General features: G+C 64.7%; 28 protein-coding genes and 1 tRNA gene. 4 read left to right on the forward strand and 25 right to left on the reverse strand.

Annotation, left to right across the window (positions count from 1 at the left end; genetic code table 11):
* Positions 1 to 117 precede the first annotated feature (117 nt).
* The 20 genes from ispF to KBW98_RS11235 all read right to left on the reverse strand — a co-directional run bounded on the left by ispF (position 118) and on the right by KBW98_RS11235 (position 17,960).
* The gene (gene ispF / locus KBW98_RS11140) at positions 118 to 627 is read right to left on the reverse strand and encodes a 2-C-methyl-D-erythritol 2,4-cyclodiphosphate synthase (RefSeq protein ID WP_211520208.1); all 510 of its coding nucleotides are present in this window, start codon (positions 625 to 627) and stop codon (positions 118 to 120) included.
* Positions 628 to 633: 6 nt separating this feature from the next.
* Entirely contained in the window at positions 634 to 1,356 is a 723-nt protein-coding gene (gene ispD, locus KBW98_RS11145; RefSeq protein WP_211520209.1) for a 2-C-methyl-D-erythritol 4-phosphate cytidylyltransferase, read from the reverse strand.
* Entirely contained in the window at positions 1,356 to 2,057 is a 702-nt protein-coding gene (locus KBW98_RS11150) for a hypothetical protein (protein ID WP_211520210.1), read from the reverse strand. Before KBW98_RS11150 ends, ispD begins: the two co-directional genes overlap by 1 nt.
* Positions 2,058 to 2,061: 4 nt before the next feature.
* Positions 2,062 to 2,619 (reverse strand): NUDIX domain-containing protein, encoded by a 558-nt coding sequence (locus KBW98_RS11155; RefSeq protein ID WP_211520211.1) that lies wholly within the window; start codon positions 2,617 to 2,619, stop codon positions 2,062 to 2,064.
* Between the two features lie 123 nt (positions 2,620 to 2,742).
* Complete coding sequence (locus KBW98_RS11160; RefSeq protein ID WP_211520212.1) at positions 2,743 to 3,066, reverse strand: DUF2818 family protein; 324 nt, start codon at positions 3,064 to 3,066, stop codon at positions 2,743 to 2,745.
* Positions 3,067 to 3,070: 4 nt separating this feature from the next.
* Entirely contained in the window at positions 3,071 to 4,579 is a 1,509-nt protein-coding gene (nuoN, locus tag KBW98_RS11165) for an NADH-quinone oxidoreductase subunit NuoN (protein WP_211520248.1), read from the reverse strand.
* 16 nt (positions 4,580 to 4,595) lie between these two features.
* Positions 4,596 to 6,095 carry an NADH-quinone oxidoreductase subunit M gene (locus tag KBW98_RS11170; RefSeq protein WP_211520213.1) on the reverse strand — a complete coding sequence of 500 codons (1,500 nt, stop codon included), beginning with the start codon at positions 6,093 to 6,095 and terminating at the stop codon, positions 4,596 to 4,598.
* A gap of 21 nt (positions 6,096 to 6,116) precedes the next feature.
* Positions 6,117 to 8,180 (reverse strand): NADH-quinone oxidoreductase subunit L, encoded by a 2,064-nt coding sequence (gene nuoL, locus KBW98_RS11175; protein WP_211520214.1) that lies wholly within the window; start codon positions 8,178 to 8,180, stop codon positions 6,117 to 6,119.
* 38 nt (positions 8,181 to 8,218) lie between these two features.
* Positions 8,219 to 8,527, reverse strand: coding sequence for an NADH-quinone oxidoreductase subunit NuoK (gene nuoK, locus KBW98_RS11180; protein ID WP_211520215.1), 309 nt, complete (start codon positions 8,525 to 8,527; stop codon positions 8,219 to 8,221).
* The gene (locus KBW98_RS11185; RefSeq protein ID WP_211520216.1) at positions 8,524 to 9,192 is read right to left on the reverse strand and encodes an NADH-quinone oxidoreductase subunit J; all 669 of its coding nucleotides are present in this window, start codon (positions 9,190 to 9,192) and stop codon (positions 8,524 to 8,526) included. Before KBW98_RS11185 ends, nuoK begins: the two co-directional genes overlap by 4 nt.
* Positions 9,193 to 9,226: 34 nt before the next feature.
* Entirely contained in the window at positions 9,227 to 9,715 is a 489-nt protein-coding gene (gene nuoI / locus KBW98_RS11190) for an NADH-quinone oxidoreductase subunit NuoI (protein ID WP_211520217.1), read from the reverse strand.
* A 15-nt stretch (positions 9,716 to 9,730) separates the two neighbouring features.
* Positions 9,731 to 10,813, reverse strand: coding sequence for an NADH-quinone oxidoreductase subunit NuoH (gene nuoH, locus KBW98_RS11195; protein WP_211520218.1), 1,083 nt, complete (start codon positions 10,811 to 10,813; stop codon positions 9,731 to 9,733).
* On the reverse strand, positions 10,813 to 13,155 hold the full coding sequence (gene nuoG / locus KBW98_RS11200) for an NADH-quinone oxidoreductase subunit NuoG (protein ID WP_211520219.1): 2,343 nt from the start codon (positions 13,153 to 13,155) through the stop codon (positions 10,813 to 10,815). Before nuoG ends, nuoH begins: the two co-directional genes overlap by 1 nt.
* A gap of 21 nt (positions 13,156 to 13,176) precedes the next feature.
* Positions 13,177 to 14,472 (reverse strand): NADH-quinone oxidoreductase subunit NuoF, encoded by a 1,296-nt coding sequence (nuoF, locus tag KBW98_RS11205; RefSeq protein WP_211520220.1) that lies wholly within the window; start codon positions 14,470 to 14,472, stop codon positions 13,177 to 13,179.
* On the reverse strand, positions 14,469 to 14,945 hold the full coding sequence (nuoE, locus tag KBW98_RS11210; RefSeq protein WP_211520221.1) for an NADH-quinone oxidoreductase subunit NuoE: 477 nt from the start codon (positions 14,943 to 14,945) through the stop codon (positions 14,469 to 14,471). Before nuoE ends, nuoF begins: the two co-directional genes overlap by 4 nt.
* A gap of 15 nt (positions 14,946 to 14,960) precedes the next feature.
* Positions 14,961 to 16,214, reverse strand: a complete 1,254-nt coding sequence (locus KBW98_RS11215; RefSeq protein ID WP_211520222.1) for an NADH-quinone oxidoreductase subunit D — start codon at positions 16,212 to 16,214, stop codon at positions 14,961 to 14,963.
* The gene (locus KBW98_RS11220) at positions 16,214 to 16,807 is read right to left on the reverse strand and encodes an NADH-quinone oxidoreductase subunit C (RefSeq protein ID WP_211520223.1); all 594 of its coding nucleotides are present in this window, start codon (positions 16,805 to 16,807) and stop codon (positions 16,214 to 16,216) included. The genes KBW98_RS11215 and KBW98_RS11220 overlap by 1 nt, the downstream gene beginning before the upstream one ends.
* Positions 16,808 to 16,822: 15 nt before the next feature.
* Positions 16,823 to 17,299, reverse strand: a complete 477-nt coding sequence (locus KBW98_RS11225; RefSeq protein WP_020654624.1) for an NADH-quinone oxidoreductase subunit B family protein — start codon at positions 17,297 to 17,299, stop codon at positions 16,823 to 16,825.
* Between the two features lie 3 nt (positions 17,300 to 17,302).
* On the reverse strand, positions 17,303 to 17,662 hold the full coding sequence (locus KBW98_RS11230; RefSeq protein ID WP_026354735.1) for an NADH-quinone oxidoreductase subunit A: 360 nt from the start codon (positions 17,660 to 17,662) through the stop codon (positions 17,303 to 17,305).
* Positions 17,663 to 17,875: 213 nt separating this feature from the next.
* Positions 17,876 to 17,960 (reverse strand) — tRNA-Leu (locus tag KBW98_RS11235).
* On the opposite strand from KBW98_RS11235, the gene KBW98_RS11240 reads away from it, so the two are divergent.
* Complete coding sequence (locus KBW98_RS11240; protein WP_211520224.1) at positions 17,935 to 18,228, forward strand: hypothetical protein; 294 nt, start codon at positions 17,935 to 17,937, stop codon at positions 18,226 to 18,228. The genes KBW98_RS11235 and KBW98_RS11240 overlap by 26 nt on opposite strands.
* A 162-nt stretch (positions 18,229 to 18,390) precedes the next feature.
* Here KBW98_RS11240 and secG read toward each other — a convergent pair whose 3' ends face one another.
* The 3 genes from secG to KBW98_RS11255 all read right to left on the reverse strand — a co-directional run bounded on the left by secG (position 18,391) and on the right by KBW98_RS11255 (position 20,738).
* A complete protein-coding gene (gene secG / locus KBW98_RS11245; RefSeq protein WP_211520225.1) occupies positions 18,391 to 18,828 on the reverse strand; it encodes a preprotein translocase subunit SecG in 438 nt (145 codons plus the stop codon).
* Positions 18,829 to 18,895: 67 nt separating this feature from the next.
* Complete coding sequence (gene tpiA / locus KBW98_RS11250; protein ID WP_211520226.1) at positions 18,896 to 19,645, reverse strand: triose-phosphate isomerase; 750 nt, start codon at positions 19,643 to 19,645, stop codon at positions 18,896 to 18,898.
* 112 nt (positions 19,646 to 19,757) lie between these two features.
* Positions 19,758 to 20,738 carry an NAD(P)H-quinone oxidoreductase gene (locus tag KBW98_RS11255; RefSeq protein WP_211520227.1) on the reverse strand — a complete coding sequence of 327 codons (981 nt, stop codon included), beginning with the start codon at positions 20,736 to 20,738 and terminating at the stop codon, positions 19,758 to 19,760.
* A 222-nt stretch (positions 20,739 to 20,960) separates the two neighbouring features.
* Here KBW98_RS11255 and KBW98_RS23940 point away from each other — a divergent pair, with 222 nt between their 5' ends.
* The 3 genes from KBW98_RS23940 (at position 20,961) to KBW98_RS11270 (ending at position 24,117) form a co-directional block, all read left to right on the forward strand.
* A complete protein-coding gene (locus tag KBW98_RS23940) occupies positions 20,961 to 23,033 on the forward strand; it encodes a protein-disulfide reductase DsbD (protein ID WP_267876134.1) in 2,073 nt (690 codons plus the stop codon).
* Between the two features lie 40 nt (positions 23,034 to 23,073).
* Positions 23,074 to 23,712, forward strand: a complete 639-nt coding sequence (locus tag KBW98_RS11265) for a redoxin domain-containing protein (protein ID WP_211520229.1) — start codon at positions 23,074 to 23,076, stop codon at positions 23,710 to 23,712.
* Between the two features lie 207 nt (positions 23,713 to 23,919).
* Positions 23,920 to 24,117 (forward strand): hypothetical protein, encoded by a 198-nt coding sequence (locus KBW98_RS11270; RefSeq protein WP_211520230.1) that lies wholly within the window; start codon positions 23,920 to 23,922, stop codon positions 24,115 to 24,117.
* A 46-nt stretch (positions 24,118 to 24,163) separates the two neighbouring features.
* Here the strand turns inward: KBW98_RS11270 and KBW98_RS11275 are convergent, their stop codons facing one another.
* Both KBW98_RS11275 and KBW98_RS11280 read right to left on the reverse strand, forming a co-directional pair.
* Positions 24,164 to 24,775 carry a tetratricopeptide repeat protein gene (locus tag KBW98_RS11275; protein WP_211520231.1) on the reverse strand — a complete coding sequence of 204 codons (612 nt, stop codon included), beginning with the start codon at positions 24,773 to 24,775 and terminating at the stop codon, positions 24,164 to 24,166.
* A 73-nt stretch (positions 24,776 to 24,848) separates the two neighbouring features.
* On the reverse strand, positions 24,849 to 25,631 hold the full coding sequence (locus KBW98_RS11280) for a GIN domain-containing protein (RefSeq protein ID WP_211520232.1): 783 nt from the start codon (positions 25,629 to 25,631) through the stop codon (positions 24,849 to 24,851).
* Positions 25,632 to 25,645 lie beyond the last annotated feature (14 nt).

The following is a 25,645-nucleotide window of genomic DNA, read 5'->3' on the forward strand; positions in this document are numbered from 1 at the left end:
TCGTTGGCGGCAAGATCATCGAGGCCGAGATCGGAGCCGTTAACAATCGCCGCGTGGACGAGAAAGCCGTCTATCCTACGAATTATAGTGCAATTACACGCAATTGCACCGAAGGCATCATTCCGCCCGAATCAAGAGCGCCACCGCCTCCGCCGCCATGCCCTCTTCCCGCCCCAGGAAGCCGAGCTTCTCATTGGTCTTGGCCTTGATGTTGACCTGCTGCGGCGACACCCCCACGTCCTCGGCGATGCGCGACACCATCTGGGGGATGTGCGGCGCCATCTTGGGCGCCTGCGCGATGATGGTCGCGTCGATGTTGCCGATGGTGTAGCCGGCGTTCAGCACGCGGTGGGCCACCTCGCGCAGCAGGGTGCGCGAATCGGCGCCCGCGAACATGGGGTCGGTATCGGGGAAGTGCTTGCCGATATCGCCCAGCGCGGCCGCGCCCAGCATGGCGTCGATGATCGCGTGCAGCAGCACGTCGGCGTCCGAGTGGCCGAGCAGGCCCAGGCGGTGGGGAATCGTCACGCCGCCGACGATGAGCTTGCGCCCTTCGACCAGCGCGTGGCAGTCGTAGCCGGTTCCGATGCGGAAAGGCGGAGTGGGATTGTAGGATGCGAGTGCCATATCTTCTCAGTTCTTCTCAGTCGGTTGCGACGCCGCCAGGTACATCTCGGCGATCCGGATGTCGGCCGGCAGCGTCACCTTCAGGTTGCAGGGATGTCCTTCCACTAACTTGGGGGCCAGTCCGAGCGCTTCAACCGCACTGGCGTCATCGGTGATCGCTTCCGGGTCGGTGGCCGCGTCGAGTGCGCGCAGCAGCAGGCGGTGGCGGAACATCTGCGGGGTCTGGGCCAGCCACAGGCTGTCGCGCGGCACGGTCGTGACCTCCCCGGCCACGCTGCGCTTCACGGTGTCGACCACCGGCAGGGCCAGCAGGCCGCCGACCGGATCGTCGCCCGTCTCTTGGATGAGGCGCGCGATCAGCCCGGCGTTCAGGCCCGGGCGGGCCGCGTCATGGACCAGCACCCAGTCGTGCTCGGTGAGCGTGCCGCCCAGCTGGCGCAGGCCGTTGCGGATCGACTCCATGCGGGTCGCGCCGCCGCAGCGCAGCACAGTCACGCCCTGCTCCGGCAGGATGCCGTCGATGTAGGCGTCGCCGAGGCTGACCACGACATAGGTGTGGGCGATCAGGGGGCTGGACAGGAAGGCGTCGAGCGTGTGGCGCAGCATGGGCTTGCCGTTGATCGGCAGGTACTGCTTGGGGCTGCCGGCGGCCATGCGCGCGCCGACCCCGGCCGCCGGAATCAGGGCCACGTAGCGTGGGTCCTGGCGCTGAATTGCTGTGTTCGTCATTAGGTCTTGCTTCGTCTTGCCTGTTTAATCAGAGACTGTACCTCACCTGCGCAAACCTTGCCGAGGCGGGCGTATTCCTGCGGCGAATCGATCGCCGCCTGAAGGCTTTCGACACGCGCCATCTCGCTTTTAATATAGGCCATCCAGCCGCTGTCGATCTCGCGCTGGAGCAGGGATTGCGCCTGGCCCAGGCGCGCATACAGGGGCTTGGCTTCGAAGCGCTGGGCCAGCGCGGCGCGCACCCTGGCCTCGGCCTTGGGCAGGTAGTCGAGGTAGGTGTTGAGGTGACGCATCTCGTGCGCCAGCACCTCCTGGTAGGCGCAGGAACCCGCGGGAAACTCGCGTCCGATGTAGACGACGATCGGCAGGTAGGTCAGGCTGACCTCGACACGGGCCGCGATGCATTCGTAGCCGCTGGCGGGATCGCTCAGCATGCGCCCGCCTACCTTGATGCCGACCCGCGACTCGGTATGGGTCAGGCCGAGCACCCAGGCGTTGGCGCGCGCCCCGCCCTTCAGGCGTGTCAGGTCATGGTAGGAGCGGGTGTGGTCGATGCGGTAGCCCTGCTGGCGGCTGACGACCACCGACACCGCGCGCTCGAGCGTGTCCTCGCAGCGGGCCTGCAAGGGCGTACGCGCCTGCGCCGCCGCTTCCTGCGCCACCAGCGAGCAGGTCAGCAGGAGCGCAGGCAGCGGCTTCATCGCTTCAAGCCGGCGTCCAGCTGCCCGAGAGGATCTTTTCCAGCCAGAAGGTCCCGATGATCGTCTTGACGTCGGTGATCTCGCCGCGCTGGACCATGCCCAGCAGTTCGGGAACCGTGGCCGTGAAGGTCTCGAGGAATTCGCCCTCGTCGAGCTTCTGCTCGCCGGCGGTCAGGTCTTCGGCCAGGAACAGTTCGAGGTGCTCGTCCGAATAGGCGATCGCGTTGTGGATGGTGCAGACGAAGCGCCACTTGGCCGCCGTGTAGCCGGTTTCCTCTTCCAGCTCGCGCTTGGCGCAGTCCAGGTGGTCCTCGCCCGGGTCGATCTTCCCGGCCGGGAATTCAATGAAGACCTGGGAATTCGGATAGCGGAACTGGCGCTCGAGCAGCACGCGGCCGTCGGGCAGCAGCGGCAGGATCACGACGGCACCGGGGTGGCGGATGAATTCGCGATGGCTTTCCGCACCGTTCGGCAGGCGGATGCGGTCGCGTTCGACTTTCAGGAAGGGACCATCGTAGACGACGCCGCCGTCGAGGCGGGTTTCTTTCAATTCCACGGTCATGCAGACTCCAGTAGGATTGGCGGCTTTGCCGCCGACGCGTTCAACCGGCGTATCCCGATCGCGCAACGAAACCCACATGCAAACGCGCGTTGAACGCCAACGAAAAAACGGCCCGCAGGCCGTTCAAGCGCGACGCTTGCGCAGGTAACGCCAGACAAATCCGGGAAACGCCAGCACGAGGAACAGGCATCCGGTCACCGCATAGAATTCCCAGTTCTGCGCGAAGGCGCCACCGATCCGGGATTCCAGCAGCCGGGCTACCGCGCCGACAAGGAAGTATAAGACAATTAACTCGAGCAGGCGCAGCGGGAAGCGTTTGTTGTGCGCTCCGCCACCGGGCGTGGATTTCAGGGGAATGAAACCGAACACGCGCTCGGTGAGGAAAGGCAGGTTGGCGGCCGCCACACTCAGGGCGACCACCAGCCAGACTGCCAGTGAAACGTCCACCAGCTTATTTTGCGAGGGTCGCCTGCATGGTGGTGTAGCACACCGCCAGCAGCCAGCCCGGAACGATACCCAGCACGACCACGGCGATGCCGTTGAGCGACATCACGGCGCGCATGTCGGCCGGGGTGTGGATCGCGTTGGTGTCCACCGCTTCGTCGAACCAGATGGTCTTGACGATGCGCAGGTAGTAGAAGGCGCCGATCAGCGAGAACATCACCGCGACGACGGCCAGCCACACCATGCCGGCGTTGGCGACGGCCTGCAGCACGGCCCACTTGGCCATGAAGCCGACCATCGGCGGCACGCCCGCCAGCGAGAACATCAGGATGGTCATGACGATCGCGAACCACGGCGAACGCTTGCCCAGGCCCTTGAAGTCGACGATGTGCTCGGCTTCATGGCCGGCGCGCGCCAGCATCATGATCAGGCCGAAGCTGCCGACCGTGGTCAGGACGTAGGTGATGGCGTAGTACATCGCGGCGCTGTAGGCGCTGGCGGCGTTCTCGGTGTTGCCGTCGACCACGCCCACCACCATGGCGAGCAGGACGAAGCCCATCTGCGCGATGGTCGAGTAGGCCAGCATGCGCTTGATGTTGGTCTGGGCGATCGCGGTCAGGTTACCGAAGGCCAGCGACAGCACGGCCAGGACCATCAGCATCTGCTGCCAGTCGAAGGCCACCGAGGGCAGCGCCTCGACCAGCACGCGGATCGCCATGGCGAAGGTCGCCAGCTTCGGTGCGCCGCCCAGCAGCAGGGTCACGGCGGTCGGCGAACCCTGGTAGACGTCCGGCACCCACATGTGGAAAGGCACCACGCCCAGCTTGAAGGCCAGGCCGGCCACCAGGAACACCAGGCCGAACACCAGGATGGTGCGGTTGCCTGCTTCCGCGTTCGCGGTGAGTTGACCGATGGCGGTGATGTCCAGCGAACCGGTGGCGCCGTAGATCATCGAGATGCCGTACAGCAGGAAGCCCGATGCGAGCGCGCCCAGGATGAAGTACTTCATCGCGGCTTCGGTCGACACGGCGTGGTCGCGGCGCAGGGCCACGAGGGCGTACAGCGAGAGCGACATCAGTTCCAGGCCCAGGTAGAGCGAGAGCATGCTGTTACCCGAGATCATGATCATCTGGCCCAGCATCGAGAACAGCGCGAGCACGTAGAACTCGCCGCCCAGGTTACCCGACATCATGCTGCGGTCGCCCGCGTACTGGCGCGAATACACAAGGGTCATGGCGGTGGCCAGGTAGGTGAACAGCTTGAGCAGGTTCGACATCGGGTCGGCCACGTACATGCCATTGAAGGTGTACACGGTCGCGCCGGCGTTGAAGTCGGCCATGGTCAGCACGGCGCAGCCGGCGATGCTCAGGAGGGTCAGCGCGTAGGTCAGGGTGCGCTTGCCCTCCTTCAGGAACATGTCGATCAGCAGGATCGCGGACGCCGCGATCAAGAGGAAGATTTCAGCATAGACCGGCGCCAGGTTGACGTCGGTCGCCGCTTGCAAAGTCGTAGTCATTTCGTTCATGGCGATATTAAGGCAGCTTGCTGACTGCAACGTGCTGCAGCAGGTCGGTGACCGAGGTCTGCAGGGTTTCGGCGATCGGGGCCGGGTACAGGCCCATCCACAGGGTGGCGATGGCCAGGACGCCCAGGATGGCGAACTCGCGGCCGTTCAGGTCGGTCAGCTCGGCCACGTGCTTGTGGACGATGGAACCGAAGATGACGCGCTTGACCATCCACAGCGAGTAGGCCGCGCCCAGGATCAGGGCGGTGCCAGCCAGCAGGCCGGTCCAGAAGTTGAACTCGACGGCGCCCAGGATGACCATGAACTCGCCGATGAAGCCCGAGGTGGCCGGCAGGCCGGCGTTGGCCATCGAGAACAGCACGGCGAAGGCGGCGAACTTCGGCATCGTGTTGACCACGCCACCATAATCCGCGATTTCACGCGAGTGGACGCGGTCGTAGAGCACGCCGATGCAGAGGAACATCGCGCCCGACACGAAGCCGTGCGAGATCGACTGCATCAGACCGCCCTGCACGCCCAGGTCGTTGAACATGAAGAAGCCCAGGGTGACGAAGCCCATGTGGGCGATCGACGAGTAAGCCACCAGTTTCTTCATGTCCTTCTGGACCAGAGCCACCAGGCCGATGTAGATCACGGCGATCAGGGACAGCACGATGACGACCGGGGCCAGGTAGTGCGAGGCGTCCGGGGTGATCGGCAGGGAGAAACGCAGGAAACCGTAGGCGCCCAGCTTCAGCATGATCGCGGCCAGCACCACGGAACCGCCGGTCGGCGCTTCCACGTGGGCGTCCGGCAGCCAGGTGTGCACCGGCCACATCGGAACCTTCACGGCGAAGGCCATGAAGAAGGCGATGAAGATCAGCACCTGCTCGTTCATCGTCAGCGGCAGGCGGTGCCACTCGAGGATGTCGAAGGAACCCGACAGGTTGTACAGGTAGATGATCGCGACCAGGGTCAGCAGCGAGCCGAAGAAGGTGTACAGGAAGAACTTGAATGCCGCGTACACACGGTTCGGGCCGCCGAACACGCCGATGATGATGTACATCGGGATCAGGGTGGCTTCGAAGAAGAAGTAGAACAGCAGGCCGTCCATGGCGCAGAACACGCCGATCATCAGGCCCGACAGGATCAGGAAGGAACCCATGTACTGGGCCACGCGCTCCTCGATCACCTGCCATGCCGCCAGCACCACGATGATGGTGATGAAGGCGGTCAGCGGGACGAACCACAGCGACAGGCCGTCCACGCCCAGCTTGTAGAACACATTGAAGCGTTCGATCCAGGCGGCCGCTTCATAGAACTGCATGCCGTGGGCGGCATTGTCGAAGTTGGCGATCAGCGGCAGGGTCGGCAGGAAGCTGACCACGGCGCCGACCAGCGACAGCATGCGGACCAGGCCCGCATTCTTGTCGCGGCCGACGGCCAGTACGATCAGGCCGAAGACGATCGGAAGCCAGATCGCCAGGCTCAGGTACGGTGGAAATGTAGAAATCGTTGACTGCATCATGTTTGTTTTCTCTGCCTCTGATTAACCGCGCCAGAACGGGAAGAAGTACAGCAGGGCTCCAACCACGCCCGCGATCATGACGAACGCGTAGTGGTAGATGTAGCCGGTCTGGGCGGTACGGGTGATGCCCGAGAACCAGCCCACCAGCTTGGCCGAGCCGTTGACGATCAGGCCGTCGATCAGGCCGCGGTCGCCCACTTTCCACAGGCCGCCGCCCACGGCGCGCGCGCCGCCGGCGAACACGAACTGGTTGAACTTGTCCATGTAGTACTTGTTGTCCAGCAGGGTGTGCAGCGGCTTGAACTTGGCATAGAACCAGGCCGGCACGCGCGGGTTGATCATGTAGCAGTAGTAAGCCAGCGCCACGCCGGCCAGGGCCAGCCAGAACGGTGCGGTCTGCAGGCCATGGATCGCCATGCCGGCGGCGCCGTGGAACTCTTCGCGCAGGGTTTCCATCGCCGGGTGGTTCTCGCCGACGAAGATCACGTTGTTGAAGAAGTCGCCATGCAGCATCGGGCCGATCGCGATGTAGCCGATGATGACCGACGGGATCGCCAGCAGGACCAGCGGCAGGGTCACGACCCACGGCGACTCGTGCGGCTTGTCGCCCGGCTGCAGGCCGTGGTGGTGATGGTCGTCGCCATGCTCGTCTTCTTCATGGTGCGCATCCGAGTCGTGGCCTTCGCTGTGCGGCTGCGGATTGTTCCAGCGCGATTCGCCATGGAAGACCATGAAGTACATGCGGAACGAGTAGAAGGCGGTCACGAAGACCCCGGCCAGCACCGCGAAGTAGGCGAAGCCCGCGCCCGGGATGTTCGAGGCGTGCACCGCTTCGATGATCGAGTCCTTCGAGTAGAAACCGGCGAAGAACGGGGTGCCGATCAGGGCCAGCGAGCCGAGCAGCGAGGTGATCCAGGTGATCGGCATGTACTTGCGCAGGCCGCCCATGTTGCGCATGTCCTGGTCGTGGTGCATGCCGATGATGACCGAACCCGCGCCTAGGAACAGCAGCGCCTTGAAGAAGGCGTGGGTCATCAGGTGGAACACGGCTACCGAGTAGGCCGAGGCGCCCAGCGCGACGGTCATGTAGCCCAGCTGAGAAAGCGTGGAATAAGCCACAACGCGCTTGATGTCGTTCTGGATGATGCCCAGGAAGCCCATGAACAGCGCGGTGATGGCGCCGATCACGATCACGAAGGACAGCGCGGCGTCCGACAGCTCGAACAGCGGCGACATGCGCGACACCATGAAGATGCCGGCGGTAACCATGGTCGCGGCGTGGATCAGCGCCGAGATCGGGGTCGGGCCTTCCATCGAGTCCGGCAGCCAGACGTGCAGCGGGAACTGCGCCGATTTACCCATCGCGCCGATGAACAGGCAGATGCAGGCGGCGGTCAGGAGCGGCCAACCCAGGCCAGGCACGGTCATGCCGGCCAGCTTGTCGGCTTGCGCGAAGACTTCGTTGTACTGCATGGTGCCCGAGGCCGCCAGCAGGAGGCCGATGCCCAGGATGAAGCCGAAGTCGCCCACGCGGTTGACCAGGAAGGCCTTCATGTTCGCGAAGATCGCGGTCGGACGGGTGTACCAGAAGCCGATCAGGAGATACGAGACCAGGCCCACCGCTTCCCAGCCGAAGAACAGCTGGAGGAAGTTGTTGGACATGACCAGCATCAGCATCGAGAAGGTGAACAGCGAGATGTACGAGAAGAAGCGGTTGTAGCCTTCGTCCTCGGCCATGTAGCCGATCGTGTAGATGTGGACCATCAGCGACACCGAGGTCACCACGCACATCATCATCGCCGACAGCGTATCGATCTGGAAGCCGACCGCCATCTTGAGCGTGCCGACCGTCATCCAGGTGTAGATATCGCCGTTGAAGGTCGCGCCGTCCAGCACGTCCATCAGGGTCATCACGGAGATGACCAGCGCGATCGCCACGCCGAGGATGGTCGCGGTATGCGACACCTTGCGGCCGACCACGTTGCCGAAGAACTTGGTGCCCAGCAGGCCGGCGATCGCCGAGCCCGCGAGCGGCGCCAGGGGCACCGCCAGTAAGAGATTAGGGTTGAGAATTTGCCCCGCCATGTTGAACCTTATTCGTTATTGTTTATCAAGCGAGACCGTCAGCCCTTCAGGCTGTCGAGGTCTTCCACGTTGATCGTGTCCAGGTTACGGAACAGGACCACCAGGATCGCCAGGCCGATCGCCGATTCGGCGGCCGCGACGGTCAGGATGAAGAACACGAAGATCTGCCCCGCCGCGTCGCCCAGGTAATGGGAGAACGCGACGAAGTTGAGGTTCACCGCCAGCAGCATCAGTTCGATGGCCATCAGCAGGATGATGATGTTCTTCCGGTTCAGGAAAATACCGATCACCGAGATCGCGAACAGGATCGCGCCCAGGACCAGGTAGTGTGCGAGCGACAAAGTCATTGTGCCTCCTTGGGTGCAGCAGCGGCGGCGGCAGCGGCGGCCTTCTCGGCGTTGGCAGCATCGATGGCGCGCTGGTTGACCGCTTCCACCTTGACGATGCGCAGGCGGTCGTTACGCTTGACGCGAACCGCGAGGCCCGGGTCGATTGCTTTGGTGTCCTTGCGCTTGCGCAGGGTCAGGGCGACTGCGGCGATGATCGCCACCAGCAGGATCACGGCGGCGATCTCGAAGCCGTAGATGTACTTGGTGTAGATCAAGAGGCCCAGTTCCTTGGTGCCGCCGATGTTGGCGGCAGCCGCGGCTGGCGACTGCTCGAAGTCGAGGAAACCGCGCCACAGGACGGCTGCCATCTCGAGCACGATCAGGGCACCGATGCCGGAAGCGAGCGGCAGGTGACCCCAGAAGCCTTCGCGCATGCGGTCGATATTAATGTCGAGCATCATGACGACGAAGAGGAACAGCACCATGACGGCGCCGACATAGACCAGCACCAGCACGATGGCGAGGAACTCGGCCTTCAGCAGCAGCCAGATGCCGGCGGCGTTGAAGAACGCGAGCACCAGGAACAGCGCGGCGTGGACCGGGTTCTTGGCGGTGATGACGCGCAGGCTGGCCAGCACCATCACGGCCGCGAACACGTAGAACAAAGCAGTTGTAAATTCCATGACTAACCCAGGAGCCTCTTATTGTTAGCGTGCATTAGCGATAGCGCGCGTCCGCCTCGCGGGCGGCGGCGATATCGGCTTCGTAGCGGTCGCCCACGGCCAGCAGCATCTCTTTGGTGTAGTAGAGATCGCCGCGCTTTTCGCCGTGGTATTCCAGCACGTGGGTTTCCACGATCGAGTCGACCGGGCAGGACTCTTCGCAGAAGCCGCAGAAGATGCACTTGGTGAGGTCGATGTCGTAGCGCGTGGTGCGGCGGGTGCCGTCGTCGCGCTGCGCCGATTCGATCGTGATCGCCATTGCCGGGCAGACCGCTTCGCACAGTTTGCAGGCGATGCAGCGCTCTTCCCCGTTGGGGTAGCGGCGCAGGGCGTGCAGGCCCCGGAAGCGGTTCGACATCGGGGTCTTCTCTTCCGGGTACTGGACCGTGATCTTGCGCGACAGCGCGTACTTGCCGGTCAGGGCCAGGCCCTTGAAGAGTTCGGACAGCATCAGGCTGCCGAGGATTTCTTTAACTCGATTCATTTGATTTCTGCTTCCTTACTTCCAAATGTTCCAGGGCGTCTGCATCACGGCAGCCACCAGGACGAGCCAGATCAGGGTCAGCGGGATGAAGACTTTCCAGCCCAGGCGCATGATCTGGTCATAGCGGTAGCGCGGGAAGGTGCCGCGGACCCAGATCATCATCGAGACCAGCGCGAACATCTTCGCGAACAGCCAGAAGAAGCCGCCGACCGGGCCGAATTCCAGGAAGCCGAACGGCGCTTGCCAGCCGCCCAGGAACATGATCGAGGCCAGGGTCGCGATCAGGATCATGTTGGCGTATTCGGCCAGCATGAACATCGCGTAGGACATGCCCGAGTACTCGACCATGTGGCCGGCGACGATCTCCGACTCGCCTTCCACCACGTCGAACGGGTGGCGGTTGCATTCGGCCAGGCCGGACACGAAGTAGATGACGAACAGCGGCAGCAGCGGCAGCCAGTTCCACGACAGGAAAGTCACGCCCATGTCGGCGAACATGCCCACGCCCTGCCCGGCCACGATGTCCGAGAAGTTCAGGCTGCCCGACACCATCAGCACCACGACCATCACGAAGCCCATCGGGATTTCGTAGGAAATCATCTGGGCCGAGGCGCGCATCGCACCCATGAAGGAGTACTTCGAGTTCGAGGCCCAGCCGGCGATGATGATGCCGTAGACTTCCATCGAGGTGATCGCGAGCAGCAGCAGCAAGCCGGCGTTGACGTTGGCCAGCGCCGCTTGCGGGCCGAAAGGCACGACCGACCAGGCGGCCAGGGCCGGCATGATGGTCATGATCGGACCGATCACGAACAGGCTGCGGGTGGCTTTCGTCGGGATGACGATTTCCTTGAGCAGCAGCTTGAGCGCGTCGGCGATCGGCTGCAGCAGGCCGCCCGGACCTACGCGGTTCGGGCCCACGCGGATCTGGATCCAGCCGATCAGCTTGCGCTCCCACAGGGTCAGGTAGGCGACCAGGCCCATCAGCGGCAGCAGCACCACCACGATTTTCAGGACGGTCCAGATCAGCGGCCACACGGGCGCGATCGGGCTGGCAGCGCCAAATTCATAGAAACTATCGATATAACCGGGCGTTGCCATTACTTGCCCTCCCCTGCTTTTTCAACTTGGATAGCACCGAACATGGCGCCCAGCGTGGCGACCGCGCGGTGGCCGGCGGCGACGCGCACGGCGTTCGACGGCAGGCGTGCATCCACGTCGGCCACCAGGACGGCGCTGCCGGAACCCTGGGTTACCTTGACGGTGTCGCCCGCCTTCACGCCGATCTGTTCGGCGACGGCTTTCGACAGCGTGACCAGCGCGGCGTTCGAGGCTGCGGTGCGCTGCAGCGGCTCGGAACGGCGCGCCAGCGCGTCGGTGAAGTAGACCGGCACGTCGGTGACGCGCTCGAGCTGGCCGGCGCCGGCGTAGGTGCCGGCGCTAGGCGCCAGCCTGGCGGCGTTGCCCAGCTTGGCGGACAGGTCGGTGTTGCCCTTGCCCAGCGCTTCGTCGCGGATCGCTTCCGAGGTCTCGTAGTCGAAGCCGGTCAGGCCCAGCAGGTTGCCCAGCACGCGCAGCACTTTCCAGGCCGGACGGGTCTCGCCCAGCGGACGAACGGTGCCGTTGAAGCTCTGTGCGCGGCCTTCGCAGTTCACGAAGGTGCCGGCGGTCTCGGTGAACGGCGAGACCGGCAGCAGCACGTCGGCGTAGTCCATGCCGTGCTTGAACGGCGACATGACCACGACCATCTCGGCGCCCTGCAGGCTTGCCAGGGCCTGCTGCGGGTTGGCCGCATCCAGTTCCGGCTCGGCGTGCAGCAGCACGTAGGCTTTCTTCGGCGCTGCGAACACGGCTTCGTTCTTGCCGGAAGTCGCGCCCACCAGGTAGCCGCCCACGGTGTTGGCGCCTTCGACCAGGTAGCCGAAGCTGCAGCCGGTCGCTTCGGCAATCCATTGCGCCGCGGCGTGGATCTTCGAGGCTTGCGGGTGGTTGCCCGCGGCATTGCCCAGCAGGACGGCGCCCGGCAGCTCGATGTCGCCGGAGACGACCAGCGAGGCGGCGATGCCCTTGGCGGCGTTGCCGGCTTCGATGCCGTCAAAGCCGGCTGGTGCAGCCACGCCCTTGGCCGCGGCAACCGCCACGACCACTTCGGACAGGGCCGCCAGCCAGTCGGCCGGACCGGCGATCAGCTTGTTCGCGACCGGCATCAGGAGGTCGGTGTCCGACGCGCCCACCAGCGACAGCTTGGCGCCGGCCTTGGTGGCGGCGCGCAGGCGGGTGGCGACCAGCGGATGGTCCTGGCGCAGGTTCGAGCCGATGACCAGGGCGCGCTTGAGCTTGCTCAGTGCGGCGATCGGCATGCCCAGCCACGGGGTGACCTGGCCGGTCAGGGCGAAGTCGCTCTGGCGCAGGCGGAAGTCGATGTTGTCCGAACCGATGCCGCGCACGGCCTTGTTCAGCAGGTAAAGCTCTTCCAGGGTCGAGCTGGCGGTGGCGACGGCGGCGATGCTGTCGGCGCCGTGCTCGTGGCGGATGTTACGCAGGCCGTGGGCCACGTATTCCAGCGCGGTCTGCCAGTCGGTTTCCTGCCATACGCCGCCCTGCTTGATCATCGGGTTGACCAGGCGGTCGGCATTGTCCAGCGCCTCGTACGAGAAGCGGTCCTTGTCCGAGATCCAGCATTCGTTGATGGCTTCGTTTTCCAGCGGCAGCACGCGCATGACCTTGCCGCCCTTGACCTGGACGATCAGGTTCGAGCCCAGCGAATCGTGCGGCGAGACCGACTTGCGGCGCTGCAGTTCCCACGGACGCGCGGTGTAGCGGAACGGCTTGGAGGTCAGCGCGCCGACCGGGCACAGGTCGATCATGTTGCCCGACACTTCGGAGTCGACGGTCTTGCCGACGAAGGTGGTGATTTCCGAATGCTCGCCGCGGCCGACCATGCCGAACTCCATCACGCCGGCCACTTCCTGGCCGAAGCGCACGCAACGGGTGCACTGGATGCAGCGCGACATCTCTTCCATCGAGATCAGCGGGCCGGCCTCTTTCGGGGCCACCACGCGCTTCTCTTCTTCGTAGCGCGAGCCGCTCTTGCCGTAGCCGACGGCCAGGTCTTGCAGCTGGCATTCGCCGCCCTGGTCGCAGATCGGGCAATCCAGCGGGTGGTTAATGAGGAGGAACTCCATCACCGACTTCTGCGCCTGCACCGCCTTGTCGCTGTGGGTGCGCACGATCATGCCCGGCGAGACCGGGGTCGCGCAGGCAGGCATCGGCTTCGGCGCCTTCTCCACTTCGACCAGGCACATGCGGCAGTTCGCTGCGATCGACAATTTCTTGTGATAGCAGAAGTGCGGGATATAGGTCCCGAGTTTGTTTGCGGCGTCCATCACCATGGAACCTGGTGCGACTTCGACTTTCTTGCCGTCTAATTCAATTTCAACCATTTGATCGTTACCTGACCTGGTTTAAAGGTATGCGGGCACGAGGCAGTGCTTGTGCTCGATGTGATATTCGAATTCCTCGCGGAAGTTCTTGATCATCGCTTCGACCGGCATCGCCGCGGCGTCGCCCAGGGCGCAGATGGTGCGGCCCTTGATGTTGAAGGCGATGTTGTTCAGCAGGTCCATGTCTTCCGGACGGCCCTTGCCGTGCTCGATGCGGTGGACCATGCGGTACATCCAGCCGGTGCCTTCACGGCACGGGGTGCACTGGCCGCAGGACTCTTCGTAATAGAAATACGAGAGGCGCAGCAGGGACTTGACCATGCAGCGGGTCTCGTCCATGACGATCACGGCGCCCGAGCCCAGCATCGAGCCGGCCTTGGCGATCGAATCGTAGTCGAGGTCGGTGTCCATCATGACTTCGCCGCGGATCACCGGGGCCGAGGAACCGCCTGGAATGACCGCCTTGATCTTCTTGCCGCCGCGCATGCCGCCGGCCAGCTCCATCAGCTTGGCGAACGGGGTGCCCAGCGGGACTTCGTAGTTGCCTGGACGCTCGACGTCGCCCGAGATCGAGAAGATCTTGGTGCCGCCGTTGTTCGGCTTGCCGAGGCCCATGTAGTTCTCGGCACCCATGTTCAGGATGAAGGGAACGGCCGCGAAGGTCTCGGTGTTGTTGATCGTGGTCGGCTTGCCGTACAGGCCGAACGAGGCCGGGAACGGCGGCTTGAAGCGCGGCTGGCCCTTCTTGCCTTCGAGCGACTCGAGCAGCGCGGTTTCTTCGCCGCAGATGTAGGCGCCGTAGCCGTGGTGGGCGTGTAGCTGGAACGAGAATTCCGAACCCATGATCTTGTCGCCCAGGAAGCCGGCGGCGCGCGCCTCTTCCAGCGCTTCCTCGAAGCGCAGGTATTCCTGGAAGATCTCGCCGTGGATGTAGTTGTAGCCCACGGTGATGCCCATCGCGTAGGCGCCGATGGCCATGCCTTCGATCAGCGCGTGCGGGTTGTAGCGGATGATGTCGCGGTCCTTGAACGTGCCCGGTTCGCCTTCGTCGGTATTGCAGACGAGGTATTTCTGGCCCGGGAACTGGCGCGGCATGAAGCTCCACTTCAGGCCGGTCGGGAAGCCCGCACCGCCGCGGCCGCGCAGGCCGGAGGTCTTCAGGTCGGCGATGATGGCTTCCGGCGCGATCTTCTCTTCGATGATGCGGCGCAGCGCCGAATAGCCGCCACGCTTGACGTAGTCGGCCAGGCGCCAGTTGTCGCCGTTCAGATCCTTCAGGATCAGGGGATTGATGTGACGGTCGTGCAGGCTGGTCATTTCTTGAGTTCCTCTACCAGGGCGTCGATCTTCTCGTCGCTCATGAACGAGCACATGCGATGGTTATTCACCAGCATGACCGGTGCGTCGCCGCACGCGCCCATGCACTCGCCTTCGATCAGGGTGAACTGGCCGTCAGCGGTGGTGTCGCGGTAATCGATGCCCAGCTTGTCCTTCAGGCGCTGGCCGGCGCGTTCGCCGCCCGACAGCGCGCATGGCAGGTTGGTGCACACGGTGATCTTGTGCTTGCCGACCGGCTTGATGTTGTACATGTTGTAGAAGGTCGCCACTTCCTGCACGGCGATGGCCGGCATGCCGATGTAGTCGGCGATTTCCTGCATGGTCTCGGGCGACAGCCAGCCCAGTTCGACCTGGGCGTGGGCCAGCGAGGCCATCACGGCCGACTGGCGTTGATCGGCTGGGTACTTGGCCAGCTCACGATCGATCTTCTTGTAGGTTTCCTGCGATAGCATAATCTTGCGTCCTTCTTACCTGTCGATACTGCCGAACACGATGTCCTGCGTGCCGATGATGGTGACGGCGTCGGCGATCATGTGGCCGCGCGCCATTTCGTCCAGGCTCTGCAGGTGGGCATAGTCCGGGGTACGGATCTTCAGGCGGTAGGGCTTGTTGGCACCGTCCGAAACGATGTAGATGCCGAACTCGCCCTTCGGGTGCTCGACCGCCGCATAGGCCTCGCCTTCCGGCACGTGGAAGCCTTCGGTGAACAGCTTGAAGTGGTGGATCAGCGATTCCATGTTGGACTTCATGTCCATGCGGCTCGGCGGTGCGATCTTGTTGTTGTCGATCATCACCGGGCCCTGGTTCGCGGCCAGCCACTTCACGCACTGCTTGATGATGCGGTTCGACTGGCGCATCTCTTCGATGCGCACCAGGTAGCGGTCGTAGGAGTCGCCGTTGGTGCCGACCGGGATGTCGAAGTCCATCTTGTCGTAGACGGCATACGGCTGCTGCTTGCGCAGGTCCCAGGCGATGCCCGAGCCGCGCAGCATGGCGCCGGTGAAGCCCATGGCTTTCGCGTCTTCCGGCGAGACCACGCCGATGCCGACCGTGCGCTGCTTCCAGATGCGGTTATCGGTCAGCAGGGTCTCGTATTCGTCGACATAGCCGTCGAAACGCTTGGTGAACGCATCGATGAAGTCGAGCACCGAACCTTGGCGATCGCGGTTCAGTTCGTCGATCGCCTTCTTCGAGCGGATCGGCGATTCGCGGTGCTGCGGCATGCGGTCCGGCAGGTCGCGGTAGACGCCGCCCGGGCGGTAGTAGGCCGCGTGCATGCGCGCGCCCGACACCGCCTCGTAGACGTCGAACAGGTCTTCACGGTCGCGGAAGGCGTACAGGAAGGGACCCATGGCGCCGATGTCGAGCGCGTGCGCGCCCAGCCACATCAGGTGGTTCAGGATACGGGTGATCTCGTCGAACATCACGCGGATGTACTGCGCGCGCAGCGGCGCTTCGATGCCCAGCAGCTTTTCGACCGCCAGCACGTAGCCGTGCTCGTTGCACATCATCGAGACGTAGTCCAGGCGGTCCATGTAGGGAACCGACTGCAGGTAGGTGCGGGTTTCCGCCAGCTTCTCGGTCGCGCGGTGCAGCAGGCCGATGTGCGGGTCGGCGCGCTGGATCACTTCGCCGTCGAGTTCCAGCACCAGGCGCAGCACCCCGTGCGCTGCCGGGTGCTGCGGACCAAAGTTCAGGGTGTAATTCTTAAGCTCAGCCATTATTTCGTCCCGTAGGTTTCTTCGCGGATCACGCGCGGGATGTTCTCGCGCGGCTCGATCGTCACGGGTTGGTAGATCACGCGTTTCTGTTCAGGGTCGTAGCGCATCTCGACATAGCCCGAGATCGGGAAGTCCTTGCGGAACGGGTGGCCGATGAAGCCGTAGTCGGTCAGGATGCGGCGCAGGTCGCCGTGGCCGTCGAACAGGATGCCGTACAGGTCGAAGGCTTCGCGCTCGTACCAGTTGGCGGCGCGCCAGATGCCGGTGACCGATTCCACCAGCGGCATGTCGTCGTCCGGGCAGAACACGCGCACGCGCACGCGCCAGTTGTGTTCGATCGAGAGCAGGTGGGTCACGACCGCGAAGCGCAGGCCGTCCCAGGTGCCCTCGCCGTATTGCGAGTAGTCGACGCCGCACAGGTCGATCAGTTCTTCGAAGCGCAGGCTCGGGTCGTCGCGCAGGGCCTGCATCGACTTGATGTAGTCGGCGGCCTTGACCACCACAGTCACTTCACCCAGCGCCGAACTGATTGCGGCGCCCTCGCCCAGTGCATTTTTCAGGGCGAGTTCGAGGGTTTCGAGTTTTGTCGTCATGGTAAATCGCTGTTTTTAGCGCGCGATGGTATTGGTGCGCTTGATCTTGTTTTGCAGCTGCATGATGCCGTACAGGAGCGCTTCCGCGGTCGGCGGACAGCCCGGCACGTAGACGTCGACGGGGACGATGCGGTCGCAGCCGCGCACCACCGAGTACGAGTAGTGGTAGTAGCCGCCGCCGTTGGCGCAGGAACCCATCGAGATGACCCAGCGCGGCTCGGCCATCTGGTCGTAGACCTTGCGCAGTGCGGGAGCCATCTTGTTGCACAGCGTGCCGGCGACGATCATGACGTCCGACTGGCGCGGCGATGGGCGGAACACAATGCCAAAGCGGTCGAGATCGTAGCGGGCAGCGCCCACATGCATCATCTCGACCGCGCAGCATGCCAGGCCGAACGTCATCGGGAACATCGATCCCGTGCGCGCCCAGTTGATCAGCTTATCGGCTGTGGTGGTAATGAAACCTTCGTTTAATACGCCTTCAATTGCCATGGCTTATTCCCAATCAAGGGCACCTTTCTTCCAGATGTACCAGAAACCGACGACGAATTCGGCGATGAACACCATCATCGTGACGAAACCGGTCCAGCCCAGTTCGCGCATCGAGACGCCCCATGGGAAGAAGAATGCCGTTTCCAGATCAAACAAAATAAACAGGATCGCGACCAGGTAGTACCGGACGTCGAACTTCATGCGCGCGTCTTCGAAGGCTTCGAAGCCGCATTCATACGGGGACAGCTTGGCGGCATCGGGACGGTGCGGACCGAGCAGACGGCCGAGCACCTGCGGGGCGACACCGACGCCAACGCCAATCAGGATAAAGAGAAGAACGGGGAAATAATTTTCGAGGTTCACGATGAAGCCTATTTGAACGATCGGTTAATGAAACACTGCGGGGGATGCAGCGCCGAGTCGCGCGAACCTGGCTGGACGACTCGAATCACCTAAGTGATAAGGTGTTTCTGAGTCCTCGATGGTTGCCACCAGGATCGTACGACTGATCCTCGCAAAAAAGCCAGCTCAGGCAGGAGAGCGGTTGCTCATCGCCCTTGCTGGCTCTTCATATCTTGGTGCCGACGGCGAGACTCGAACTCGCACAGCTTGCGCCACTACCCCCTCAAGATAGCGTGTCTACCAATTTCACCACGTCGGCTGGAGACCAGTATTTTACCCTGCTTTACTACATTTTTTCAATGCACAAATTGCGCTACTACAAGGATATTTCGCAATTTCTCAACTTTTGGAAGATGCCCGTCATTCGCATGCCGGAGCAGTCACCACAGTCGAGGGCCGGTGCCGGCCATTCATCGCCGCGTGCCTTGCGCGGGGAGGATCTCCCGCGAGGCCGCATTCTACCGCTATTTGCAAACTGGCGCGCACGCCAGCCTTTTATTCACCAAACCAATGTCGAGCTGACATGATGGTTTGGGCGCTTCGCTACCGCTTGCGGGGAATGGCACGGCTCATCTTCGTAGGGTGGACGGGTCTCCCGTCCACGCGCTCAAATCACGTTTGCCGGCCCGTGCGCGCAAAGCAGACGCCGTCTATCACCGCGTGGACGGCAAAGCCGTCCACCCTACCGATTACTTCGTAGCCGGAGCCGCCGGAGCAGCCTGGTTCGCCGGCAGGCTCGGCACATCGGCAGCCGGAGCGGCCGGTGCAGCCGGGGCCGGCGCGGTCGCCGGCACATTCGCGCCCGCATTCGCCGGCACGCCGGTGGCAGGCGCCTGGCTCGACGGCACGGTCACGCGGCCCATCACGCCTTCGTCCGGACCGGTGCTGCGGCTGTTGCTGTTGTAGGCCAGGGCCAGGGTCGAGGCGAAGAACACGGCGGCGGCCACGGCGGTCGACTTCGACAGGAAGTTCGACGAGCCCGAGGCGCCGAACAGGCTGCCGGAGGCGCCCGAGCCGAAGGCCGCGCCCATGTCGGCGCCCTTGCCGTGCTGGACCAGCACCAGGCCGATGATGGCCAGGGCCGAGATGACCTGCACGACAATAATCAGATTGAACAAGGTGTTCATTGCAATTCCATTTCCAAGGACAGGTTTAACTTCTACTACGGCGTTTCAAATTCGGTGCATCGGGTACTTAGCTGGCTGCGCGGATGATTGCCAGGAAATCTTCCGCCTTCAGGGCGGCGCCGCCGATCAGGCCGCCGTCGATGTCGGCCTGGGCCATCAGGTCTGCGGCATTGTCCGGCTTCATGCTGCCGCCGTAAAGGATGGCGATGGATTCCGCCGCCACGGCGTTGCAGGCACGCAGCTGGGTGCGCAACTGGGCATGGACTTCCTGCGCCATGGCCGGGGTCGCGGTCTTGCCGGTGCCGATCGCCCAGACCGGCTCGTAGGCGACGACGATCTTGGCGATCGCGTCCTTGCCCAGCAGTTCCAGCACGGCGTCCAGCTGGGCGCCGACCACGGCATTGGTCTCCCCTGCCTCGCGCTCGCCCAGGGTCTCGCCGACGCAGACGATCGGGGTCAGGCCGGCGTCCAGCGCCGCCTGCGCCTTGCGCGCCACCAGCGCGTTCGACTCGCCATGGTAGGCGCGGCGCTCGGAGTGGCCGACGATCACATAGCGGCAATGGAAATCGAGCAGCATCGACGCCGCCACCTCTCCGGTGAAGGCGCCGCCCGGCTGGGTCGAGACGTCCTGGGCGCCCCAGGCGAGCTTGCTGCCCTGAAGCAGTTGTTCGCACTGGAAGAGATAGGGAGACGGCACGCAGACCGCGCATGCGGCGGCGCTGCCTTCGAGGCCTGCGAGAATACCGGTGAGCAGCGCGGCGTTCGCTTCGCGGCTGCCGTTCATCTTCCAGTTACCTACGACGAGTTTGGGACGCATACTACCCCACAGTCAAATAACCCGCTATTTTAGCGGTCGATCATATGGCGGTCAAACAATGGCTGAGCTGGTAAGCCCGGCCCTGCACCGCCACCCAAATGCAAGTGCGGCCTTACAACACTTGCAAGACAATCTTGCCGACGTGGGCGCTCGACTCCATCAGCGCATGGGCCTCGGCGGCCTGCTCGAGCGGGAAGCTGCGGTAGATCACCGGCTTGAGCTTGCCTTCGCCGAACAGCGGCCAGACCCGTTCGCGCAGCGCGCGCGCGATCGCCGCCTTGAAGGCCACCGGGCGCGGACGCAGGGTCGAGCCGGTGATCGTCAGGCGGCGGCGCAGCACCTGCCCCATGTCCACATTGGCCTTGGCGCCGCCCAGCAGCGCGATCACGACGATGCGGCCGTCGTCGGCCAGGCAATCGATTTCACGCGCCACGTAGTCGCCGGCCACCATGTCGAGTATCACGTCGACACCGCGCCCAGCCGTGAGTTCCTTGACCACGGCAGCAAAGTCTTCGGACCGGTAATTGATGCCGCGCTCGGCGCCGAGTTGCTCGCAGGCGCGGCACTTGTCGTCCGAGCCGGCCGTCGCGAACACGCGGTGGCCCAGGGCGGTGGCCAGCTGGATGGCCGTCACCCCGATGCCCGAGCCGCCGCCCTGCACCAGCAGGGTCTCGCCCTCGGCCAGGCGGGCGCGGTCGAAGACGTTGCTCCAGACGGTGAAGAAGGTTTCCGGCAAGGTGGCCGCTTCCAGCGGGCTCAAGCCCGGCGGCAGCGGCAGGCACTGCTCGAGCGGCGCCGTGCAGTATTCGGCATAGCCGCCACCCTGCACCAGCGCGCAGACCAGGTCGCCTTTCCTGAAACCGCTGTCGCCCAGCTCGCCATCGACGATCTCGCCGGCCACCTCCAGGCCCGGCAAATCGGAGGCGCCTGGCGGCACCGGGTAGTGGCCCAGGCGCTGCAGCACGTCCGGGCGGTTGATGCCGGCGGCGTGCACCTTGATCAGGACTTCGCCTCCCTTGAGCTGGGGCAGCGGACGCTCGCACAGCTGGAGGACCTCCGGCTTGCCAGGCTGGGTGATTTCGATGGCGCGCATGGCTGGCTCCATATTGAAAAAAGCGCAATTGTACGGCACGCGGGGCCACTGCGTCGCTGGGACCACTGGTGCGCGCTCTTGAGATGTAAATACAGCAACATACTGTTTGATCTGTCAACAATACTGCGCGTACACTGGATCCGATCGCCTGCCAACCTGAGGATCCGTCTCCGCATGCGCTACCTTGTCCCGCCCGCCCGTAAGTTCTGGCAAGCATTGGCCATGGCACTCATGCTTGCCGTCCTCAAGTCGGCGCCGGCCGCGGCCGAGGAGAGCAATCTGCGGCAAAGCCCGCGCGCCACGGTGTCCCTGGTCAGCGACCATGCCGCCGTCAGCCCGGGACAGACCCTGCGCGTAGGCCTGCGCCAGCGCCTGGCGCCGCACTGGCATACCTACTGGAAGAATCCGGGCGACGCGGGTTCGCCGCCGAACATCGCCTTCGAGACCCCGCCCGGGGTCGACGTCGGCCCCATCGACTGGCCGGGTCCCGACCGCTTCCTCGTCGGTCCGGTGGCCAGCTACGGTTACGAGAACGAGATCGTCTTCCCCATGCGCCTGTCCATCCCGCGCGATGCGCGGCCCGGCAGCCAGGTCGTCATCGCGGCGAACGCCGACTGGGTGGTCTGCGAAAAGGAATGCATTCCGGAGGACGGCAGCTTCCGCCTGGTCCTGCCGGTCGAGGCGGCCGCGCGCCCGGCAAAGGCGGCCATTCTTGCCGCCTTCGGCATTGCCGATGCGCGCAAGCCGCAGCCGGCGCCATGGAAGGCCGCGCTGGGCGCCGGGACATCGGGTCTGCAATTGCGCATCAGCGGCCCCGGCATTTCCGCGCAAACCGTGCGCGCCGCCCTGTACTTCCCCGATACCTGGGGCGTGGTCGACCACGCCGCCGCCCAGTCCCTCGAGGTCAAGCAGGACGCCCTGAGTTTGACCTTGCCCAAGGGCCAGAGTCCTGCCCCCGGCGCGGCGGCGGGCGTCCTGATGGTGACCGATGGCGGTGGCCAGAAGCGCTGGTTCGCGATGCAGCCGGCCGCAGGATCGGCTGCAGGTCCGGACACGGAATCGGGACCGCAGGCGCCGCCCGCTTCCGCCCTGCCGCTCTGGCAGATGGCCGCCTTCGCCTTTCTCGGCGGCGTGATCCTGAACCTGATGCCTTGCGTCTTCCCCGTGCTGGCGATCAAGGCCACGGCCGTGGCCGGCATGTCCGGCGGCGACCGCCGCGCCGTGCGCCTGTCCGGCGTGTTCTATACCCTGGGGGTCCTGGCCGCCTTCATGGCCCTGGCCCTGGCCCTGCTGGCGGTGCGCGCGGGTGGGCAGGCAGTCGGCTGGGGCTTCCAGTTCCAGTCGCCCCTGTTCGTGGCCGCGATGTGCTGGCTGATGCTGGCGATCGGACTGAACCTGTCCGGCGTGTTCGAGGTCGGCGGATCGCTGGCCGGCGCCGGCCAGCAGCTGGCGGACCGCAAGGGACACGCCGGCAGCTTCTTCACCGGCTTGCTGGCCGTGGTGGTGGCGACGCCCTGCACCGCTCCCTTCATGGGCGCGGCGATCGGTTCGGCGCTGGCGGCGCCGGCCGGCGTCAGCCTGCTGGTGTTCGCGATGATGGGCCTCGGCCTGGCCCTGCCCTTCCTGCTGCTGGGCCTGTTCCCTGCAGTGGCCCGGCGCCTGCCCCGGCCAGGCATGTGGATGCTGAGGCTGCGCCAGGCGATGGCCTTCCCGATGTATGCGACGGCGGCCTGGCTGCTGTGGGTGCTGGCCCAGCAGGCGGGCGAATCCGGCCTGCGCCTGGCGCTGGCCGGCAGCGTGCTGGTCGGCCTGGCGGCCTGGCTGGTGGGGCTGGGCCAGCAAGGCGCCGGCAAGCCGTGGTGGCCACGCGGCGCGGCGCTGGCCGGCGTGGCCGCGCTGGCCGCCCTGGCGCCGGGCTTGCAGGATGCGGCGCCGCAGGCTGCGCCGTCCCGGCAGTCCGCACAGTTCGAAGCCTACAGCGCCGAGCGGCTCGCCAGCCTGCGCGCCGAAGGCAAGCCGGTCTTCGTCAACATGACCGCCGCCTGGTGCATTACCTGCCTGGTCAACGAACGCACGACCCTGTCGACAGCCGCCGTGAAGGACGCGATGCGGGCGCGCCAGGTGGTCTACATGAAGGGCGACTGGACCAATCGCGATCCCGCGATCACGGCCTTCCTGCGCTCCTTCCAGCGCGACGGCCTGCCCTTCTATGTGTTTTATCCGGCCGGAAAGGACGCAGTGGTGCTGCCGCCGGTCCTGACCGAGTCGATCGTAACGCAAACGCTCACGCAGTAGTCCGGGTTTTTCCACCATTCACTTCGATAAAGGGGATCACATGAACCGTCTTTCACGCCGCGCCGCGCTGCGCACCGCCATCCTGGCCACCACTCTGCTCGGCGCGGGTCTTCCTGCCCTGCCGGCCATGGCGGCGCCCGCGGTCGGGCAGCCGGCGCCGGATTTCACGGCGGTCGACAGCAAGGGGAAGCAGCACAAGCTGGCCGATCTCAAGGGCAAGGTCGTGGTGCTGGAATGGACCAACCATGAGTGCCCCTACGTGAAGAAGCACTACGGCTCGTCGAACATGCAGAACCTGCAGCAGCAGGCCAGGCAGGCGGGCGTGGTGTGGCTGAGCGTGATTTCCTCGGCCCCTGGCGAGCAGGGAAGTGTCGACGGCGCCAGGGCCGACGAATTGACCGCCAGCCGCAAGGCCGCCCCGGCCGCGGTCCTGCTCGACCCGCAAGGCGGCATCGGCAAGGCCTACGATGCGCGCACCACGCCGCATATGTACGTGATCGATACCAAGGGGGTGCTGCGCTACGCGGGCGGGATCGACAGCATCCCCTCGGCCAAGGTCGACGACATCGCCAGGGCCGAGCCGCTGTTCAAGACTGCGATGGAGTCCGTGCTGAAGGGCGAGGAGGTCAAGCAGGCCGTCACGCGTCCGTATGGCTGCGGCGTGAAGTACAAGTCCTGAAGCCGGCGCCGGCCACCGCGGCACGGCAGGAGACGAAGGCGAAATCCATTGAGAGGTATGATCGCTGCAACAAGGCCAGGCGTGCGCCTGGCTGATCACTTGCTTAAGGAGAACGCTATGCGCGCCATGATGCTGACGGCAGCAAGCGCATTTTGCTTGCTCGGGTGTATGACACCGCAAGAAAAGGCACTAAAGCAACAAGCTGAGATGGACCGCATGATGGCCGAGTTCGGGCCGGCCTGCGTCCAGCTCGGCTACGCCGCGAATTCCGACCCCTGGAGAAACTGCGTGCTTCAGCTGGCCGCGAAGGACGGCAGGTACGAGGGCGTCTCGACGTCCATCTTCGGCAGCTGGGGCCGCTGGGGTGGCTCGGGCGTCGGCATCGGCATCGGGATAGGACGCTAGCTCAACACGCGGCCATCGGCCGCTGCCGCCGGCGGCTCTTGCCGCCTCAGGACCCGTCCCCCGTCCGCGACGCCGTCGGCAACGGCGTCCCCGGCCGCCAGGTGCGCGACAGCGACTGCGCCTCCTCGATCTGCTCCTGCGTCATCTGGCGCGAGATCGCGGCGCGCTGGTCGACCGCGTTGCGGTTGCCGCTGGCCGCCGCCAGGTTCCACAGCATATAGGCCAGCACCATGTCCTGCGGCATGCCGGCCTGGTGGTAGCGGTACATCAGCCCCAGCGCATGCTGGGCCTCGGCATGTCCCTGCTCCGCCGCCCGCCGGAACCAGGTGACGGCATGCTTCTGGTCCTGCGGCACGGAATTGCCGGTGTAGTACATGGCGCCCACCACGTACTGCGCGTCGGCCTTGCCTTGCAGCGCGGCCTTGTGGTGCCAGGAGAAAGCCTGCTTGTAGTCGCGCGCGACGCCGCGTCCCATGTAATACATCAGGCCCAGCAAATGCTGGGCGTCCGCGTTGCCGGCTTTGGCAAGCGGACTGATCTCCTTCAGCGCCAGCGCGTAGTTGCGGGCGTTATACGCGCTCGCCCCTTCCGCGAAACCGGCCTGGGCACTCAGGTGCAGGCCGAACGCGACTGCGAACGCTACGATTATTTTTTTCATGTCTCGTGCATGGAGTCAGGATCTCTACGTACCCTTGGTCCTGGTCTCAGGACTCCCGTTATGTTGTTCTTGTTTACTTCCAGCTCACCTTGCCCAGCCCCTCGACCTCGACCTTGCGGTTCTGCGGCTTGCCGTAGACCGTCACCGAGCCCATGCCCGACAAGGTCAGGTTGGCGTTGCCCTGCGCATTCACGGTGGCATTGCCCAGGCCGGACAGCTCCAGGTTCACGGTTTCCGCCGCACATTGCTGGGCATCCAGGCCGCCCAGCCCGCCGAGCTCCGCCTTGAGCAGCTTGCTGCGTCCCGACAGGGTGACGAAGCCGGCGCCGCGCAGGTTCAGGTCGATGCTTTCGCTATTGATCCCGTGCACGCGCATGCTGCCCACGCCGCCCAGGTTGGCCGATATCACGCGGTAGTTCGATGATACATTCATCGAGCCGGCCCCATCGAGGGTGAGTTCGAGTTCTTCACCGGAGAAGCCGCTGACTTCGGTGGAGCCGACGCTTTCGGACGACACCTCGCGCAGGCTCGGCAGTACCAGCTCGGCGCGCAGGCCCGAGCCACGGCCGATGTTCAGGCTCACGCCGCGCGTCTCGGTATCGATATTCAAGGTGTCGCCGCTCTGCAGCGTCGTGGTCTTGCCCAGCAGGCGCGGATCGCCGGTCAGCACCAGGGTGGCGTTGCTGCCCTGGCGGATCTTCATGTCGACCACCCCGTCCAGCTTGACGCGCACTACGCGCGCATCGATCGGGCGGGTCTCCGTGGCCACTTCCGGCGCGGCGCTCGCCACGCCCGCGAAACCATAGGCGGCGCACAGGGTGGCCAGCGCCACGCCCTGCTTGATCAGGTGATTCATCCAACATCCTTTCT

It is taken from the genome of Massilia sp. ST3 (assembly GCF_018119405.1).
Lineage (GTDB): Bacteria > Pseudomonadota > Gammaproteobacteria > Burkholderiales > Burkholderiaceae_D > Telluria.

Excerpts from the sequence above, each read along its gene's own strand:
- KBW98_RS11225 (WP_020654624.1), bottom strand. The coding sequence starts at position 17,299 with ATGGCAATTGAAGGCGTATTAAACGAAGGTTTCATTACCACCACAGCC.
- nuoH (WP_211520218.1), bottom strand. The coding sequence starts at position 10,813 with ATGGCAACGCCCGGTTATATCGATAGTTTCTATGAATTTGGCGCTGCC.
- KBW98_RS11170 (WP_211520213.1), bottom strand. The coding sequence starts at position 6,095 with ATGATGCAGTCAACGATTTCTACATTTCCACCGTACCTGAGCCTGGCG.
- nuoG (WP_211520219.1), bottom strand. The coding sequence starts at position 13,155 with ATGGTTGAAATTGAATTAGACGGCAAGAAAGTCGAAGTCGCACCAGGT.
- KBW98_RS11150 (WP_211520210.1), bottom strand. The coding sequence starts at position 2,057 with ATGAAGCCGCTGCCTGCGCTCCTGCTGACCTGCTCGCTGGTGGCGCAG.
- KBW98_RS23940 (WP_267876134.1), top strand. The coding sequence starts at position 20,961 with ATGGCACTCATGCTTGCCGTCCTCAAGTCGGCGCCGGCCGCGGCCGAG.
- tpiA (WP_211520226.1), bottom strand. The coding sequence starts at position 19,645 with ATGCGTCCCAAACTCGTCGTAGGTAACTGGAAGATGAACGGCAGCCGC.
- KBW98_RS11220 (WP_211520223.1), bottom strand. The coding sequence starts at position 16,807 with ATGACGACAAAACTCGAAACCCTCGAACTCGCCCTGAAAAATGCACTG.
- KBW98_RS11255 (WP_211520227.1), bottom strand. The coding sequence starts at position 20,738 with ATGCGCGCCATCGAAATCACCCAGCCTGGCAAGCCGGAGGTCCTCCAG.
- nuoI (WP_211520217.1), bottom strand. The coding sequence starts at position 9,715 with ATGAATCGAGTTAAAGAAATCCTCGGCAGCCTGATGCTGTCCGAACTC.
- nuoL (WP_211520214.1), bottom strand. The coding sequence starts at position 8,180 with ATGGCGGGGCAAATTCTCAACCCTAATCTCTTACTGGCGGTGCCCCTG.
- secG (WP_211520225.1), bottom strand. The coding sequence starts at position 18,828 with ATGAACACCTTGTTCAATCTGATTATTGTCGTGCAGGTCATCTCGGCC.
- KBW98_RS11270 (WP_211520230.1), top strand. The coding sequence starts at position 23,920 with ATGGACCGCATGATGGCCGAGTTCGGGCCGGCCTGCGTCCAGCTCGGC.
- KBW98_RS11275 (WP_211520231.1), bottom strand. The coding sequence starts at position 24,775 with ATGAAAAAAATAATCGTAGCGTTCGCAGTCGCGTTCGGCCTGCACCTG.
- ispD (WP_211520209.1), bottom strand. The coding sequence starts at position 1,356 with ATGACGAACACAGCAATTCAGCGCCAGGACCCACGCTACGTGGCCCTG.
- KBW98_RS11215 (WP_211520222.1), bottom strand. The coding sequence starts at position 16,214 with ATGGCTGAGCTTAAGAATTACACCCTGAACTTTGGTCCGCAGCACCCG.
- KBW98_RS11185 (WP_211520216.1), bottom strand. The coding sequence starts at position 9,192 with ATGGAATTTACAACTGCTTTGTTCTACGTGTTCGCGGCCGTGATGGTG.
- nuoE (WP_211520221.1), bottom strand. The coding sequence starts at position 14,945 with ATGCTATCGCAGGAAACCTACAAGAAGATCGATCGTGAGCTGGCCAAG.
- ispF (WP_211520208.1), bottom strand. The coding sequence starts at position 627 with ATGGCACTCGCATCCTACAATCCCACTCCGCCTTTCCGCATCGGAACC.
- nuoF (WP_211520220.1), bottom strand. The coding sequence starts at position 14,472 with ATGACCAGCCTGCACGACCGTCACATCAATCCCCTGATCCTGAAGGAT.
- KBW98_RS11265 (WP_211520229.1), top strand. The coding sequence starts at position 23,074 with ATGAACCGTCTTTCACGCCGCGCCGCGCTGCGCACCGCCATCCTGGCC.
- nuoN (WP_211520248.1), bottom strand. The coding sequence starts at position 4,579 with ATGACTACGACTTTGCAAGCGGCGACCGACGTCAACCTGGCGCCGGTC.
- KBW98_RS11280 (WP_211520232.1), bottom strand. The coding sequence starts at position 25,631 with ATGAATCACCTGATCAAGCAGGGCGTGGCGCTGGCCACCCTGTGCGCC.
- nuoK (WP_211520215.1), bottom strand. The coding sequence starts at position 8,527 with ATGACTTTGTCGCTCGCACACTACCTGGTCCTGGGCGCGATCCTGTTC.
- KBW98_RS11155 (WP_211520211.1), bottom strand. The coding sequence starts at position 2,619 with ATGACCGTGGAATTGAAAGAAACCCGCCTCGACGGCGGCGTCGTCTAC.